Source organism: Acinetobacter sp. YH12099 (assembly GCF_013419195.1).
GTDB lineage: Bacteria > Pseudomonadota > Gammaproteobacteria > Pseudomonadales > Moraxellaceae > Acinetobacter > Acinetobacter towneri.
Genome location: NZ_VPAP01000012.1, coordinates 72,234 through 87,575 on the forward strand (window position 1 = coordinate 72,234; position 15,342 = coordinate 87,575).

The 15,342-nt window shown below is 40.4% G+C and carries 16 protein-coding genes and 2 pseudogenes; 14 read left to right on the forward strand and 4 right to left on the reverse strand.

The features are described 5' to 3' along the window. The first annotated feature begins 2 nt into the window (after positions 1–2). From FTU39_RS08910 to FTU39_RS08945, 8 genes are read left to right on the forward strand one after another with little or no spacing between them, the layout of a single operon-like run. The gene (locus FTU39_RS08910) at positions 3–1,619 is read left to right on the forward strand and encodes a hypothetical protein (protein ID WP_180052060.1); all 1,617 of its coding nucleotides are present in this window, start codon (positions 3–5) and stop codon (positions 1,617–1,619) included. Positions 1,620–1,671: 52 nt separating this feature from the next. Further along, on the forward strand, positions 1,672–2,937 hold the full coding sequence (locus tag FTU39_RS08915; RefSeq protein ID WP_180052061.1) for a hypothetical protein: 1,266 nt from the start codon (positions 1,672–1,674) through the stop codon (positions 2,935–2,937). Next, the gene (locus FTU39_RS08920; RefSeq protein WP_180052062.1) at positions 2,934–3,236 is read left to right on the forward strand and encodes a hypothetical protein; all 303 of its coding nucleotides are present in this window, start codon (positions 2,934–2,936) and stop codon (positions 3,234–3,236) included. Before FTU39_RS08915 ends, FTU39_RS08920 begins: the two co-directional genes overlap by 4 nt. After that, positions 3,233–3,619 carry a hypothetical protein gene (locus FTU39_RS08925; RefSeq protein ID WP_180052063.1) on the forward strand — a complete coding sequence of 129 codons (387 nt, stop codon included), beginning with the start codon at positions 3,233–3,235 and terminating at the stop codon, positions 3,617–3,619. The genes FTU39_RS08920 and FTU39_RS08925 overlap by 4 nt, the downstream gene beginning before the upstream one ends. Positions 3,620–3,636: 17 nt before the next feature. Continuing rightward, the gene (locus FTU39_RS08930) at positions 3,637–5,715 is read left to right on the forward strand and encodes a hypothetical protein (protein WP_180052064.1); all 2,079 of its coding nucleotides are present in this window, start codon (positions 3,637–3,639) and stop codon (positions 5,713–5,715) included. Next, a complete protein-coding gene (locus FTU39_RS08935; protein WP_045796833.1) occupies positions 5,708–5,938 on the forward strand; it encodes a hypothetical protein in 231 nt (76 codons plus the stop codon). The genes FTU39_RS08930 and FTU39_RS08935 overlap by 8 nt, the downstream gene beginning before the upstream one ends. A 58-nt stretch (positions 5,939–5,996) precedes the next feature. Beyond that, a complete protein-coding gene (locus tag FTU39_RS08940) occupies positions 5,997–6,365 on the forward strand; it encodes a hypothetical protein (RefSeq protein WP_180052069.1) in 369 nt (122 codons plus the stop codon). After that, positions 6,362–6,946 (forward strand): N-acetylmuramidase family protein, encoded by a 585-nt coding sequence (locus FTU39_RS08945; protein WP_180052065.1) that lies wholly within the window; start codon positions 6,362–6,364, stop codon positions 6,944–6,946. The genes FTU39_RS08940 and FTU39_RS08945 overlap by 4 nt, the downstream gene beginning before the upstream one ends. A gap of 76 nt (positions 6,947–7,022) precedes the next feature. Here FTU39_RS08945 and FTU39_RS08950 read toward each other — a convergent pair whose 3' ends face one another. Then, positions 7,023–8,009 carry a site-specific integrase gene (locus FTU39_RS08950; protein ID WP_180052066.1) on the reverse strand — a complete coding sequence of 329 codons (987 nt, stop codon included), beginning with the start codon at positions 8,007–8,009 and terminating at the stop codon, positions 7,023–7,025. Positions 8,010–8,358: 349 nt separating this feature from the next. Here FTU39_RS08950 and FTU39_RS08955 point away from each other — a divergent pair, with 349 nt between their 5' ends. After that, entirely contained in the window at positions 8,359–8,556 is a 198-nt protein-coding gene (locus FTU39_RS08955; protein WP_004972905.1) for a hypothetical protein, read from the forward strand. 531 nt (positions 8,557–9,087) lie between these two features. After that, a complete protein-coding gene (locus tag FTU39_RS08960) occupies positions 9,088–9,306 on the forward strand; it encodes a hypothetical protein (RefSeq protein ID WP_004972907.1) in 219 nt (72 codons plus the stop codon). A gap of 114 nt (positions 9,307–9,420) precedes the next feature. Here FTU39_RS08960 and FTU39_RS08965 read toward each other — a convergent pair whose 3' ends face one another. The 3 genes from FTU39_RS08965 to FTU39_RS08975 form a co-directional block, all read right to left on the reverse strand. After that, positions 9,421–9,789 (reverse strand): hypothetical protein, encoded by a 369-nt coding sequence (locus FTU39_RS08965; protein ID WP_004972910.1) that lies wholly within the window; start codon positions 9,787–9,789, stop codon positions 9,421–9,423. Positions 9,790–10,006: 217 nt separating this feature from the next. Then, entirely contained in the window at positions 10,007–10,723 is a 717-nt protein-coding gene (locus FTU39_RS08970; protein WP_180052067.1) for a hypothetical protein, read from the reverse strand. A 109-nt stretch (positions 10,724–10,832) separates the two neighbouring features. Continuing rightward, positions 10,833–11,531, reverse strand: coding sequence for an exonuclease domain-containing protein (locus FTU39_RS08975; protein WP_180052070.1), 699 nt, complete (start codon positions 11,529–11,531; stop codon positions 10,833–10,835). Between the two features lie 251 nt (positions 11,532–11,782). On the opposite strand from FTU39_RS08975, the pseudogene FTU39_RS08980 reads away from it, so the two are divergent. From FTU39_RS08980 to FTU39_RS08995, 4 genes and pseudogenes are all read left to right on the forward strand, one after another. Further along, a pseudogene (locus tag FTU39_RS08980) lies at positions 11,783–13,045 on the forward strand (alpha/beta fold hydrolase). 177 nt (positions 13,046–13,222) lie between these two features. Beyond that, entirely contained in the window at positions 13,223–14,476 is a 1,254-nt protein-coding gene (glyA, locus tag FTU39_RS08985) for a serine hydroxymethyltransferase (protein ID WP_019836649.1), read from the forward strand. 163 nt (positions 14,477–14,639) lie between these two features. After that, entirely contained in the window at positions 14,640–15,044 is a 405-nt protein-coding gene (rnk, locus tag FTU39_RS08990; RefSeq protein ID WP_004972920.1) for a nucleoside diphosphate kinase regulator, read from the forward strand. Positions 15,045–15,218: 174 nt separating this feature from the next. Then, positions 15,219–15,342 (forward strand): annotated as a pseudogene (locus FTU39_RS08995) (RNA-guided endonuclease TnpB family protein); the annotation flags it as partial.

Below are 15,342 nucleotides of genomic sequence, written 5' to 3' on the forward strand. Positions count from 1 at the left end.
AAATGGCTTTTTATTCTCCAGTTACATCCCAAATTAGTGGCACCATACAAACCTTTCGGGCTTACAACGAAACCACAATTAATGTGAAATATCGTGATGATGCAGGTGTTAATTCAAGCACCACGGTAGCTGTGGCTGATAAGTTACGACTTGACCTATCATCGGGTTATGACGAGCAGATTTTGACAGGCTCAGCACGCTTTAGAGTTGGTGCTGATACCTTCTTAGATCGTGATGGGCAGCTTTATCGCAATGTAGACCCATCAAATAACAGTGGTATTGCGTCTGGTTCGATTCAATACGGCACAGGGCAGGTTGAAATCGAGTCATGGACACCAAACGGTGATAACACAGTCCGTCTGGATTCACTCACGACTACAACTGACTTGCCACCGATGAACCAGGTCAGCTTTAGAACGCCTGTGATTCCAATACGCCCGCAGTCTTTGACTGTGGTTGTAGCATCATTAGAGCATGGTCAATTGACACTAACCACTGACGAAAACGGGGTGATTGAAACAAGTCTTGCACACGGCAAAATCAATCACATTACAGGTTTTGTGGATATTTATTTCTACACTAAAACCGAAATTACCGAAGCCAATCGTGCAGAAATTACCGCCAAAGATTGGTATGACGTGCGTATGGAGTATGAGGAATTAGGAAAAACCTACATTAACGTACCAGTTTGGATCGATGGTTCATCGGTGCGTTATAATGCCATTGCTTATACCTACATCCCGCTTGATTCTGAAATTCTCGGTTTGTCTGCAACACGTTTGCCTCTCGATGGTCGTGTGCCGATTTTCCGAGTTGGTGACATTGGAATTGTCAGCTCAAGCAAAACACAGGAATTGCCAAGTCATATTGCTGGTCAAACCTACGATTTAAACGATCAGCGTATTTCATGGTGCGAGTTAGAAGACAGTCAAGGCACCAAAGTGCCATTCGATATGTATGTGGTCGATTATGACTACGGCAAAGTCACATTAAACGGTGATTTTTCACTAAATACATTGGTTGCACCACTCACTGCTAAATATCGTTATCAAGACATGGGTTTAATTCGTGATGTGCAGATCAGCGGGCAGCTAACCTTTACCAAGCCTTTAACTCATAACTACGATGCGGCAGACACGATTGTTGGATCTGCTTTGGTTATTGGTGATATGCAGTCGCGCTATACACGGAAATTTGTGCAACAAACGTGGAATAACACATGGGCAGATGAAGCCACAGGTGCGGGTATTTCAGCCAACTACAACGATGCTTTGTATCCGATTACTGTCACCAATAAAGGGGCTATTCAGGAACGCTGGGCACTGATATTTACCGATGTGACAAACTTCCGCTGTGTCGGTGAATACTCAGGGCAAATTGGCACAGGTAGCGTAAATGCTGACTTTGCTCCAATTAATCCTGTGACTGGCTTGCCATATTTCACAGTGAAAAAAGAAGGTTGGGGTGCAGGTTGGGCAAGCGGTAACGTACTACGCTTTAATACTGTAGCCGCAAACTTTCCCGTTTGGGTGATTCGTACAGTGAAGCAATCTGAGCCAACTGTTATGTCAGATCAATTCCAGATCATGCTACGCGGTGACATTGACCGAGTAATTTAAAATTTAAATCAAATATGGCCGCTTATGCGGTCTTTTTTATGGGTGAATAAAAATGGCGACAGATGTAGATGTTCAATACTTCAGCCACTTAAACGGCTTAGTGCTTGGTAATAACTGGGGTGATTTAATTCGCTTGCTTGATAAAGCTTTAGTGACAGGCGTTGATTTTACTCAAATCACAGCAGCATCAATTGATGCTCAAGGTGATGTGCATATCACACTATACGCAGCGCATAAGGCCATGCTATTTCAGGTAGTTGAATTGTCGGGTTTTAGCCCTGTATCACTGAATCAAAAATACCGCATCAAAGGCGTACCAAGCGCAACTGAGTTGATTTTAAAACCACATACCGCAATTGCTGAAACAAGCATCGCAACGATGGGTTCTGGAAAATTAGCATCACTTGGTTATGAGATTATTTTTCGTGATACAAACGATGTTAAGCGTGTTTATCGTGCAAAAAATCCAACGGCACAGCATCCGTTTATTCGTGTGGATGAATCACTTACAAGCCCAGATGGTACAAGTGGTGTTTATGCTTCAAGCTACGCAAAATCCGCAATGGTTGGGTTGCTTGAAAACATGGCGCACATTGATGATTACGAGAATCCAGATGTACGGCAGTTGCCTTTTAATTCAACAAACCCTGCAAGGAATTGGAAGATAACAGGAACAGGGGGCAGTGTTGTAAGGGGATGGTCAAAATGGTATTGGGCAACAAGCTCAAACTTAAATGATTGGATGAATGATGCAAACACCCCCATTACCATTAATAGAAACTTCACATTAATTGGTGATAAAGACGCATTCTATCTTCAGAACAGTTTAGCATCAAACGCACAACAGAAAGTTATCCGTGGATGTGGTGTGTTTAATAATGCTGATAGCAACTCTTTAAATTGGTTTCTAGCAACCACATTGCACACCCACGCAGCGCAATCCAACTATATGATAAGAGATTCTAGTTTTATTGGTGGGACTCCTTTTTTTATAGCCACAGCCCCATCAAAAATATTAACAGTATCGGTGGATTTATTGGTTAAAAACCACACATACTTAAACCCTATTATGCCTAATTATTTTTCAGGGCAAGATTCAATTGCGCCGAACTCTGATGTTCCCGCACTTGAAATTCCGATTTATGATGATGCTGGTTTTGCGAGGGGGTCTTGTAAGCACATTTGTTTCGCCATGAGGTCGCGTTCTCTTAGCAGTACAACTCCAATTATATCGGGCAATAGCATATACATTGCGGATAGCGCAAACTATCAACAACCAACCGCATTTGTTTACTACTATCTAGGAGAGCTTCAGTGAAACCATTGGGTAGACAAGTAGCTAAACACTCTAATTTGCTTTTAGAGGTTGGTTTTGGCTCAAAAAACACGGTTGCAAGCATCAAGGGATCAACCAAAAAACTGGGTGAAAAGTATAAAAACTGTTTGGTGGCTTTATACAACAAGGCAAATTTACAACCGCTTGCAGTTAGAAAGCCTGATGCGGACGGAAATTATCAAATCTACGGGTTAAATAATTCACTTGATTGTTTTCTTGTTGCTTTTGATTCAACTAAACAATACAACGCAGTTATTCAGGACAACGTGGTGCCAAAATGAGTAAAACATCAGTCAAAGCTCGGCTTGCCATGATTCAAGCCTTTGCAAATTTTATGGATAGCGGTAGCCAAAGTGCTACCGTTATTTTTTATCAAGGCGCACAACCTGCCAGTCCTGCTGTTGCAGCAGATTCAAACAATGCTTTAGTCACTTTGGTTTTTCCTGAGCCTTGTATTAAAGAAACTACAGCCACCTATGTTGAGTTTCATCCAACCGATACAGGCTCCGTTATTAAAGGCGGTACTGCAGCTTGGGCACGGATATATAACGGTGCGGGTGAAGTGGCAGCGGATCTAACTGTGGGTACTGATATTGCGCTTGCCAATACCAATTTGGCTTTTGGTGGTACGCTGTTTATTCAGTCCATCAAACTCAGACCGTAACTTAAAAGGGTGCTCATGTGGATTTTAAAAATAAGCTCGGCACCGTTGATGCGCACAACCTAAACCTAAACTTCAAGCCTGAAAATACCGATAGTCATAACATTATTCTCAATTTTGAGCATCTAGCCGATGGCTCGACTAATCTCAATTTTGGTGATGATGTATCTGCAGTTGTTGATACGGTTTTAGAGACTGATTTTAGTTTTGAAGTCACTGCAATTTATGCCGACAGCGGTGTAAATACCGCAGCCATAGATACGGTACTAGATACTGAGTTTAGCTTTGAAGTTGTCGCAGTCTTTAAAGACAATATTGATGTCATTGGGCAGATTGATACCGTCCTAGACACCAGTTTTAGCTTTGAAATTGTTGCTGAATTCGCTGAAAACCTATGCACGATTGATACTGTTTTAGATACCGCATTTCAGTTTCAAGTTGAGGCTGTATTCGATATTAATCACATCGTCGGGGTGTCTTATGCCTTTGATGCCAGTTATAAAAAAGCAATCGCTGCATTAAGCGTCACGGAAATACCGTGGGCCAAACCAATTTTAAGAGTCTCAAATGAGGCTCTTTTTTATGACCAAGGTTTAGTGCTCAGTCAGCAAGCTATGGCGGGTTTTGATCAGTCTGATTCGCTTACACAAGCAGTCCGAATTGAGCATGAAAAAGCCAGTGGCCTGCAGACTGATGCGTATTTGGTATGGCAAACAGGCGATAAGCGATTCATTCATCAAAGCTACTTATTTGATGAAACGCTAAAGCTGCGTATCAATCGAGTCACAGACTGGCACGAAATGATTCGTAAGCGTCGCAATATCACGTATGCGCATGAAGTGGCACACGTCTTTGAAAAGCATTTCACGTTTGAATGGGATAAGGGCTTAGAGCTTGTCACGACGGATGATTTAGCTTGGGAAAAAGCCAAGGCGATTCATTATCGTAAGCATCCAATTCAACCTTGGCCACAACCTGAATTAACGCAATATGAAGGCACAGGTGATTTAAATTTCGTTTGTTTATGTCATGAAGTTGATGCGCATAACGTCATTTTAAACTTTGGGGTTGATGACTGTATTCCCGCAATTCCAAATCAAAACTGGTGGTATATCTTGAATAGTTTATCTGTGACACGGCTTGATAATGATGCAGAAATTTTAGTGTATGACGGTAATTATCGTACTGACCGCGGCAGCTGGGCTTGGTCGTATAGCTTAACTGTGCCGAATACTGAAATTGCAAAGCTTGAGCCAATCAATGGACAGCCTGTAATTCTTAAAATTCTTGTCAATGGGCATGAGCATCACATGCTACTTGAGAATCGCACACGTTCACGCAATTTTGGCAATATAACTTATGTGCTCACAGGTCGCAGTCAAACCGCTTTACTTGATGCACCGTATGCGCCTTTACGCTCGTTTTTACAAGAGAATGAGCGCACATCGGTACAACTTGCTCAAGCTGAATTAGACCGTGTTTTTAGCGACACGGTATTAAATTGGCAATTGATTGATGACTTAGGCTGGATCGTAGCAAACAACAGCTTAAGTTATTCAAATCTTGCGCCTATCGCAGCCATTAAACTGATTGCAGAAAGTGGCGGTGGTTTTATTTATAGCGAAAAGGGTAGTAATACACTTTCAATCAAGCCGCTTTATAAAAAGACATTTTGGGATACGTTCACGGTTGATGACTATGACCGCTTGGTGCCTGATTCATTGGTAACAAGCCAGTCTACAGACTATGAGTTGTATCCTGATTACAACGGCATCACACTGACAAACGATAGAACGGGCAAGCAAGCGCAAGTCAAACGCACGGGTACCGCAGCAGACGTGCTATTGCCACCTGAAAACAATCCTTTGTTTGATGTCGTAAGCATGGGCGCTTTCGGCAAAGCCAAACTAGCCAAAGCAGGCATGGTTGAAACACACACATTGACCATGCCAATTTCTACAGAGGTTGGTGAATGTGCACCAGGCGAAGTTTTTGCATTTAATGCCCAGTGGTGGGGTATTGTTGAAAGTGTCAGCGTGTCATTCAGCCATGCAAAGGTGAACCAAACTGTCAAAGTGGAGCGTGTGAATCGTGAGTAATGCACTGCAGCGGTTGATTGATTTAATGCCCAAAGCGCCTGAATTTGTGGGGCAAATCACGCATGAAAATCATCCGAATTATAAAGTTTTAGTTGTGGATGGGTCGGGCTTAGTCATGTGCACCAGCACCACCCGTTACAACGTCGGTTCAACGGTTTTTATTTCAAATGGGGAGATTAAACGCTTGGCGGCAAGCGGTGATGTAGTACAGATTGAAGTGTAAAAATTTAAATTGAAGCAAGCGTCCGAAGGGGCGTTTTTTTATGTCTGGAGAAAAGACAATGCAAGAAAACACGTTACCGTGGGTCATTAAATTAGTTCCAGCAGTTGTGGGGGCAATCCTTGCTTTAGTGCTTAGCGGGGATATTGATAAAGACGGGAAAATTCAGGTCACGCTTGGTGTGATCGGCAAGTTCTTATTTAGTGTGTCGGTCAGTTTATATGGCGGTGCTGCATTCATTGAATACTACGAATTAAACAATTACTCACACATGGCGCAAGGCTTTGTGATGCTGATTTTTGCTGTATTCGGATTGTTGGCCATCGGTATTGTTTATCAATCCATCGCACTCATGCATGGTAAATCATTAGCAGAAGTTATTGCTGAAGTGAAAGCCGCTTTCGTTGCGATTATCGGGGGTGGTAAGTGAGCAAGAAATTAACTGAAGCACAGATTCAAGCACAGGCCTCAAAACTCGGTATCGAAGTCGCAGCATTAAAAGCTGTTATTGAAGTTGAATGCAAGGGCTCAGGCTTTAATGTAGATGGCACACCAGTGATTCTGTTTGAGCGCCATGTATTTCGGCAGCGACTAATTGCAAACGGTAAAGCAGCAACAGCAGACAAGGCCATGCGAGAACGTCCTGACCTGTGCAATAAAACTATGGGCAATTATGGCTTATATTCAGCTCAGCACGGACGCTTGAATGCTGCTGCTCAATATCACCGTGAGTCGGCTTTAGAGTCGGCATCATGGGGTATTGGTCAAGTGATGGGTTATCACTGGAAAGCTTTAGGCTATCCAACTTTGCAGAACTTCATCAATGCAATGTATCGTGACGAAGCATCACAGCTTGAAGCAATGTGTCGTTTCATTAAAGTGAATGGCTTAGTAAATGCACTAAAAAACAAAGATTGGAAAGCATTTGCACGTGGCTACAACGGTCCCGCTTATGCTAGAAATGCTTATGATGTGAAGCTTGGTAATGCGTATAAGAAAGCCCTCAAGTGAGGGCATTGGCGCAAACCCTACGCAACAAGACGTGTTTGGGTTTGCTGTTTTAGGATACATGAAAATGCGGCTAAAGCTAATCCAATCGGTTTGCAATCTCGCTTGCTGTGGCATTGTAGTAAACCATCAAACTGCGTAAATCTTTGTGACCAATCATTCTTGCCAAGTCCAAAACTTCAAGCTTTCTTGCGAGTCTGGTACATGCTTCATGTCTTGAGTCGTGAAAATGCAAATCCTCAATTTCACACTTATCTCGCAACTTTCGCCAAAGCGTATCAAAACTAGCATCTTTCACAGTAAATACGTTATGGCTACCTATTCCCTTCATTAATTCAAGCAGTTCAACAGCACGCTTGGAAAGTGGAACGTGTCGCTTTGTACCATTCTTTGTTTCATCAAGCGTGACATACCTATCTTTTAAATAAACCCGATCCCAAGTTAGTCCACGAATTTCACCAGCCCGCATCGCTGTTTCAATCGCTAAAAGAAAAGCAATCATAATTTGTTGAGTAAAATTTTCAGGTGTTTGATTGTTGAAGTCGGCAGCAAGGCAAAGCCGATCAATTTCATCTTCTGCGATTCGTCTATCACGGTGTGCGGGCGGTGGCGGCATCTTTAAATCACTCATTGGTGACTCATACACCCACTTCCATTCTGTACGCGCTACTGTAAACAAAGCTGACAGTATATTTCCTTCACGCCTAACCGAAGCAGGCTTGACTGTTTTTAGCCTAGTATCACGCCACACCACAAAGTCATCCGTTGTGAGCTTGGCAATGTGCTTTTTGCATAGTTTAGGGAAGTTTTTCTGAAATGCTTTGAATCGCTTAATTTCAGCATCACAACCTTTGTGTTTTGGGCACACTTCTGCAATGTATCTTTCAATTGCACAATTTAATGTATAATCAGGTAGCTTTCCGCGTGATAACTCTCTCAATTCAGTTTCACGTTTTGATGCCCACGCGCGAGCTTGAGTCTTAGTGTCGAATGTCGCACTTTCCCGAGTACCATTCACACTAAGCTCTGCTCGCCAAGCATCACCCCTTTGTCTAAAGGTGGCCATAGTTTTCTCTCAATAAGTCTTGGCGTAATTTTGGCGTAATCAATATATAGGGAATAGTAAGGAATAATAAGAAAACATTAAACTATTTAATTGTTTGGATAGACTTAAAGTTATAAAAACAAAGGAAAAATAAGCAAAAGTAATGAATAGTAAGAAAACCTTAAATTTCTGAAAGTGCCCGCTGAGCGCACCAAATTAGTATATAAGCATTGAACTGTAATATAAAAAATAGTTGAAAAGTATATAAAAAATTAAGATAAACATTCGATCTTATTTGCCATAGCCTGATCACGTTTTTCAGCATATAAAACTCACATATTTTAAAACTGAAAAATCTGAGGGCAGCTTCGTGGGCTATATCGTTAAACTCATTCCAGAAAACTTATATTTTGTTCCGCATGATAATGAAATTGGTACCACGGAATTTCGCAGTAAAGCCGTCGCAGAAGGTTTGTTCTACGATTATGCTGAAGCAACAGCAATGGTAAAGCTATACAATAAAGATATGCTGCAAGATGTTGATTATGAAATTGAGTTAATTGAATAATCGTCGACTTCTTATTATTTGAAAGTATCGCCAAGTTATGCAGAAGCTAATCGCAAAGCTGGAGCTTTTAACCGCATAAAATTATGCCGTAACTGAAAATTAAATCAATTGAAATTTTGCTGTGTGAATGTGTTGAAATGTAGTGGGCTATTGCAGCAAAAAATAAGTTTCACTATATTAAAACTACAGTAGGTCATTCAATGTAATAGACGCTACGATGCAGTTGGACGGATCAATGACAGCTCGTTGAGTTTGTAACTCTTGTTCAAACAATAAAATCAGCACTAGCCTTCCAACATAAAAAACTCGCAGCAATGCGAGTTTTTTCTGTGCTAGAATGAAAAACAAGCAAATTTACTGTGGTTTTGTAAGTTGTAAATAAAATTTTAAAAAATATGTGTTTGAATTTATTAGATAATTTAAATTTAGTTTAAAAAAATACTACATTGTCAAACAATCTAACAACTCACTTTTTTAAAAAATTTATAAGCTATGGTATAAAAAATTTCCGTCAAGAAAAAGGGAACAACAATGACGCAAATCATCGATATTAAAGTTAAAGACCAGTTTAGCCATATTTACGAAGCAAAAGCATTGCTACGTAATATCCCAGAAACTTCATTGGCAGCGGGTTTGGCACTATTTCACAAAATTGAACACATTATTGTGGAAGGTGAAGTGATTTTACCAAGCATCGAACTTTTGTTTGAAAGCCGCGAGTCTGATAGTATTTTCCGTGTGTTGGAGTAAATATTTGTGAGACTACTTTATTTTTAGAAAAGCTCATTTCGATGAGCTTTTTTGTGCGCAGGATTTTTAAAGCACACGTAAATAAAGTGCTCATTAAGTGTAAAACATATCGCTTTAAACCGTCTGATCTTCTACAAGTTGGATATTTACATCGTATTTATCAAACTCTTGAATAATTTTTTGAATGACCGCTTGCCCAATGTCATCATCGGGTTGAAAACTCAACTCTTGATTGGTTTGACTATCAAAACATTCAATTTGCAAGATTTGCCAGAGCTGGGCATCTGTACTTTGTTGAATCACTATGCGTCGCGGTTGTAAATGTGCTGAAATTTGACGCGGCAACACATTGGTAATCGCTAACTGTATTTGGCTTTCCTGATCTTTTGGGCTTAAAAAGGTAATCACCCAATTGCCAACTTTACTGAGTTGCATTGGATTGTCATAAGCATCAAACGCTAAAAAAAATGCATAATTCATCATAACCCTGTGCCTCAACAATTCTAGAAAATACTATATCGCTGATTTTTATCAGTCGGGGCTATGCCGCTAAAGTCTTAGCTTTTATAGGAATAATGGATCTAAGGTTTATATGTGTTTTTAAGGTGTTGAAAAGTAATAAAAATAAATTAATCCATATGTCCCTGAGCATGGTTTTAATTGTTAAAAAGACTTAAAACTAAGTAAAAAAATCTAAGCTTTAAGTCGGATTAAGCTTTTGCAGAGAGTGGTTGATTTGCTGCAAAATCTGATTGAGTGCTTTCGGTGGTAAACGAGTTTCTTGTAAAGAGGTAATCCATTGCATTTGGCAGAGTTTTAAGCTGCGAATATCCTGAGCTTGTAAAATTCGCTGAATCAGTTGTTTTGCCATTAATCCACAATGACGCTGCAAAGTATCCATCATGAGAAATTTTACATCTTCAAAACTCAAAGCGGTAATTTCAGGCTGTATTTCTGCTTGGGGTTCAGGTTGTTCAGCGGGCTGTTCTGTATTGATGGCAGCTGCAACACGTGCTTCTAAATATGCAGGAACTGAATTTACTTGAAGATGTTGGGTGTGGATTGGTTCTGCCAAACTTTCAGCATGCGCTTGCGGGGTGCTGCTTGCAAGTTGGCTATGAATTTCTGTGTGTAAAGTGGTAGATGATAGCTCTTGCTCTTGTTGCAGCAGAATGTTAGCCGTTTGCTCTTGGTGTTGCAAAGTGTCTTGCTCAAGCGCAGCAGGGGCAATCAGGTGCATATCTAATAGCTGTTCAATCAATTCAGGTGGTGCAAGACGTTGCTTGAACTGATCTCCGAGTAAATCAAAATCTTCAGTACCAATCAGTACCAATAAACGACGTTGACGTGCATTTAAATCACGTGTGCGCTGTTGTAATGCATCTAGACCGAGTTGAGTTTTTTGATAATTAAACATGAGCCTTAATTTATTTCCCCAATAAATTAAGGCAAAGCATAGACTTTGAAAATTACAATAATATGAATAATTTATGACAGGTAAATGCAATAAGATTCACTTGAAACATTTATAAAGTCAAAATACTGGTATTTTCGAGCGCCTTGCGTAAGTAAGGATCTAAATCTTCTTGTCTTAATAACCATTGCACATAATCGGCAGGAAGGTCAGCAATTGCCGTACCACGATGTTTACCAAAATTGATAATTTGTGGAATACGTGCTTCTTCTGAGGCAGTGTAGAGTTCTTCAATACTTTGAATTTGTAATTGATGAACTTCGTGCATCAAAATATTGGCCGTTAAAATAATATCCATATCGGCACGATGCGCTTTTTTAATCATATCACGCGCTTTTTCGCTGCCTTTGGTAATCATATAAATTAAAGCTGAAATATTGTGTGCTTCAGCATTCGGCCATACACGACGTGCAAGTGCTAAAGTGCAAATGGCTTTAATTTTAGAAGTATCCACACCACATTTTTCTAAAGCGCGAATATCGTAATCAATATTATGCCCAATAATATAGGTGGTTTCGGCAGGTAATTCGAAACTACTGTAATGCGGTTGATCAATTAAATCTGATTCTAAAATATGATGTACCGCCATCGCTGTGAATGAAATTGGCTCATCGACTTGATATAACTGATCGAAAATTTGACTTTTATCTAGACTGATTTTGCCATCTTGAATTTGAATGGGGGCGTAGGCAATCTCAATGGGTTGTCCATTTAAAGTATGGGTTTCAGTGTCGAGAATAATTGCCTGCATGTCCTGATTCGCTTGCGTCATTCAATAAAAATGCAATCTAACATTAGCCGCTGCGTATGACAAATTGAATTGAAATTTAATAGGCACTTGTATATGTGATCAATTTACTGATTTTTACCGTAAGTGTTTAATTTTAAATAAAATACACTTGCATATTAATTGTTGAAATCTTGCCTGATACGATAAAAAAGCGTACAAATAAAGATTGCGAAGGATGCAATTAATAAGAATATGAAGACAAGGGTAAGCAAATGAAAAAAATATGGTTAAGCGTGGCTTTGGCCAGCAGCAGTTTGTTTTTAACCGCCTGTAATGATGATCATGACGATACGAGTGTTGTGGTTGTTGAGGATGGTATTCCGAAATATAATTTTAGTGCCTCAGTCGTGAAAACAGAGCTTTATCGGGATCAGGGTGAAAATGCGAATAATCTTTTAAATGCAGTGAGTTCATCTAAAACATTGATGACATATAAAATGTTAGGTGTAAATGGACGGGAAACTCAAGCAACTGCACTTGTTTTTACCCCTCAAACAGTTAAACCTACGGGCGGATGGCCACTTGTAGTTTGGGCACATGGCACAACAGGCGTGGCAGATGCGTGTGCACCAAGTCGTCAAGGTTTAAATGGAAATGAGTACTTCATTGCTAAACTATTGGCAGCAGGTTATGCCGTTGTTGCACCCGACTACGAAGGTTTAGGCGAACCGAGTGGTAAAGAATTACATCCATTCTTGAATTTAAAAAGTGCAGCTTATTCGATTACAGATGCTGTTGTCGCTGCAAGCAAGCTTTTGGGTAATACTGCAGAAACGCGATGGAGTGTAGTTGGACATTCACAGGGTGGACATGCGGCTTTAGGTGCAGCACAGTATGCATCGCGGGCGCAGTTAAATTATAAGGGTGCCATAGCTATCGCACCTGCATCAAATTTAGCGTTGGTATTGGCGGGTGGTGAACAAAAAGCGGCTCAAGAGCCAGATGTAATAAAGAAAGCACAGACACTTGTGCCACTAGATACGTTTACTGCTCTAATTGCTGCGGGGCTAAGAAATACTGCTCCAACCTTGCAATATTCTGAAATATTTGTGTGACCAACAGATCAACTTGCTGCTCAGGCAGAGTCTATCTGTTATGAGGCATTAGGTGAGAGTATGGCTCAGTCAATGCTAACGCATGTAAAGACGTATGGAACATTGGATGGTTATCCACGTACTCAACCAAATTTCATGACGACCATCCCTGAAGTTAAAGATTTCTTAACCAATGATTCACAGCCATTAAAAGTGAAAATCAGTACGCCTATATTTATTTATCAAGGAACGGCTGACCCAACTGTACCGAAACAAGTCACGGATTACTTGGTTCAGTCAGCTCAAGGGATGGGAACTAAAATTCATTACGTCACTGATCAGGATTTACCTGTAGAGCAAAAATGGAACCATGGTACTGTGTATGTGAATAATATGGATGAGATTGTCAAAGATGTTCAATCACTAATGCCTATTCAATAAGTTGTTGAATTACGATAAAGATTGATTTGACCTAAAATAGCTCGTGTTTTATCTGAAACATGAGCTATTTTTATGTAAAACTGAGCAAAGTTCATTCTCTCAGTTCACAAACTTTATGCTACAATACGCGCCAATCTTAGCACGGCTTAAAAGCCCTAAATTAATAGGACCTCGCTAATGTTTGCCAATATTTCTATTGCCGAATTTGATCCAGAATTAGCTCAAGCGATCACCAATGAAGATGCGCGCCAAGAAGCTCATATTGAGTTAATTGCTTCTGAAAACTACTGCTCACCTGCAGTAATGGAAGCTCAAGGTTCAAAACTTACCAATAAATATGCAGAAGGCTACCCAGGCAAACGCTACTACGGCGGTTGCGAATACGTAGATATTATTGAACAATTGGCGATTGACCGTGCTAAAGAACTCTTTGGTGCAGATTATGCTAACGTTCAACCACACGCTGGTTCACAAGCAAACTCTGCAGTTTACTTAGCTTTACTTAACCCAGGCGACACTGTGTTAGGTATGAGCTTGGCACATGGTGGTCACTTGACTCATGGTGCAAAAGTAAGCTTCTCAGGTAAAACATATAACGCTATCCAATATGGTTTAAACCCAGAAACTGGCGAAATTGATTACGAAGAAGTTGAGCGTTTAGCGCTTGAACACAAACCACGCATGATTGTTGCGGGTTTCTCTGCGTATAGCCAAATTGTAGATTGGCAGCGTTTCCGCGACATCGCAGACAAAGTTGGTGCTTATTTATTTGTAGATATGGCACACGTAGCAGGTCTAGTGGCTGCTGGTGTATATCCGAACCCTGTGCAAATTGCTGACGTAACGACTACTACTACACACAAAACATTGCGTGGTCCACGTTCTGGTCTAATTCTTGCGAAAGCAAACGAAGAGATCGAGAAAAAATTACAATCTGCTGTGTTCCCTGGTAACCAAGGTGGTCCATTGGTACACGCAGTTGCAGCAAAAGCAATTTGTTTTAAAGAAGCAATGGCGCCTGAATACAAAGCGTATCAACAACAAGTTGTTAAAAATGCGCAAGCGATGGCTGAAGTTCTTATTGAACGTGGTTATGATGTAGTATCTGGTGGTACGAAAAACCACTTGTTCTTGCTTTCTTTAATCAAGCAAGATATTACAGGTAAAGATGCAGATGCATGGTTAGGTGCTGCGCACATTACTGTAAACAAAAACTCTGTACCGAACGATCCACGTTCTCCATTTGTAACTTCTGGTATCCGTATCGGTACTCCAGCGGTAACTACACGTGGTTTTGGTGAAGCAGAAGTACGTGATCTTGCAGGTTGGATTGCAGACATTCTTGACAGCAAAGGTGACGAAGCTGTAATTAATACTGTAAAAGCAAAAGTTGAAGCTGTTTGCGCGAAATTCCCAGTTTACGCAAAATAAGCACAGCCTTGAGAAAAGCCCCTCAAGGGGGCTTTTTTTATGGATGTAAAAAATTGATTTTTCGTTCAATAAGCTGAATTTCTGTTATAACTTAAGCGTATTGAATATGATTGTAGGCAAGCTGATGATGACAGTATTGTCGGAATGACAGGAATAAAAGTAAATGATTAGACCAAAGATTATTATTTCAGAACAAGATTTGCACCGTTTGGAAACGATGCTTGAGCATCAACCTAAATTGACGCCAACGATGCAACATCTAGAAGATGAATTGGCACGTGCTGAAGTGGTTGCGCCACAAGATGTACCGAATAATGTGGTGAGCATGAATGCCCGCGCATTGATTACCATTGCACCTGCAAAAGAACCGACTGAAATTACCTTGGTTTATCCGCATGACTTTAAAGGTGAGAAAGGGCAGGTGAATGTGGTTGCACCTGTCGGGACTGCCATTTTAGGTTTAGCTGAAGGTCAGGAAATTGAATGGCCACAGCCCGATGGTCATATGATGAAAGTCAAAATTGAGAAGATTTTGTATCAGCCAGAGCGTGAAGGCGATTATTTATAATCTGTTTATCATCCTGCGTTAGGAACATTGAAAGCCATGTTGATCATGGCTTTTTTATCAAATGGAGCGTAAAACTCTGTCCTTCAGGTCAGAGATATAAGCGACACGACATAAAGTGTCGTTTGATTTAACTAAGGACTATTTTCCTTGAGTTTTGATTGTTAATATAAGTACATGAAAACCCTTAAATTACGTATAAAAGACAAACATTGCAAGGTGTTAGACCAACTAGCATCAGAAGTGAACTTCGTCTGGAATTATGTCAATGATTTAGGGTTTAGGCATTTGAAGCGGAAAG

Bases quoted from the DNA above. Each gene is read 5' to 3' on its own strand.
- FTU39_RS08950 (WP_180052066.1), bottom strand. From the start codon at position 8,009: ATGGCCACCTTTAGACAAAGGGGTGATGCTTGGCGAGCAGAGCTTAGT.
- FTU39_RS08925 (WP_180052063.1), top strand. From the start codon at position 3,233: ATGAGTAAAACATCAGTCAAAGCTCGGCTTGCCATGATTCAAGCCTTT.
- rnk (WP_004972920.1), top strand. From the start codon at position 14,640: ATGATTAGACCAAAGATTATTATTTCAGAACAAGATTTGCACCGTTTG.
- FTU39_RS08960 (WP_004972907.1), top strand. From the start codon at position 9,088: ATGACGCAAATCATCGATATTAAAGTTAAAGACCAGTTTAGCCATATT.
- FTU39_RS08970 (WP_180052067.1), bottom strand. From the start codon at position 10,723: ATGTTTAATTATCAAAAAACTCAACTCGGTCTAGATGCATTACAACAG.
- FTU39_RS08915 (WP_180052061.1), top strand. From the start codon at position 1,672: ATGGCGACAGATGTAGATGTTCAATACTTCAGCCACTTAAACGGCTTA.
- FTU39_RS08910 (WP_180052060.1), top strand. From the start codon at position 3: ATGGCTTTTTATTCTCCAGTTACATCCCAAATTAGTGGCACCATACAA.
- FTU39_RS08975 (WP_180052070.1), bottom strand. From the start codon at position 11,531: ATGCAGGCAATTATTCTCGACACTGAAACCCATACTTTAAATGGACAA.
- FTU39_RS08965 (WP_004972910.1), bottom strand. From the start codon at position 9,789: ATGATGAATTATGCATTTTTTTTAGCGTTTGATGCTTATGACAATCCA.
- glyA (WP_019836649.1), top strand. From the start codon at position 13,223: ATGTTTGCCAATATTTCTATTGCCGAATTTGATCCAGAATTAGCTCAA.
- FTU39_RS08940 (WP_180052069.1), top strand. From the start codon at position 5,997: ATGCAAGAAAACACGTTACCGTGGGTCATTAAATTAGTTCCAGCAGTT.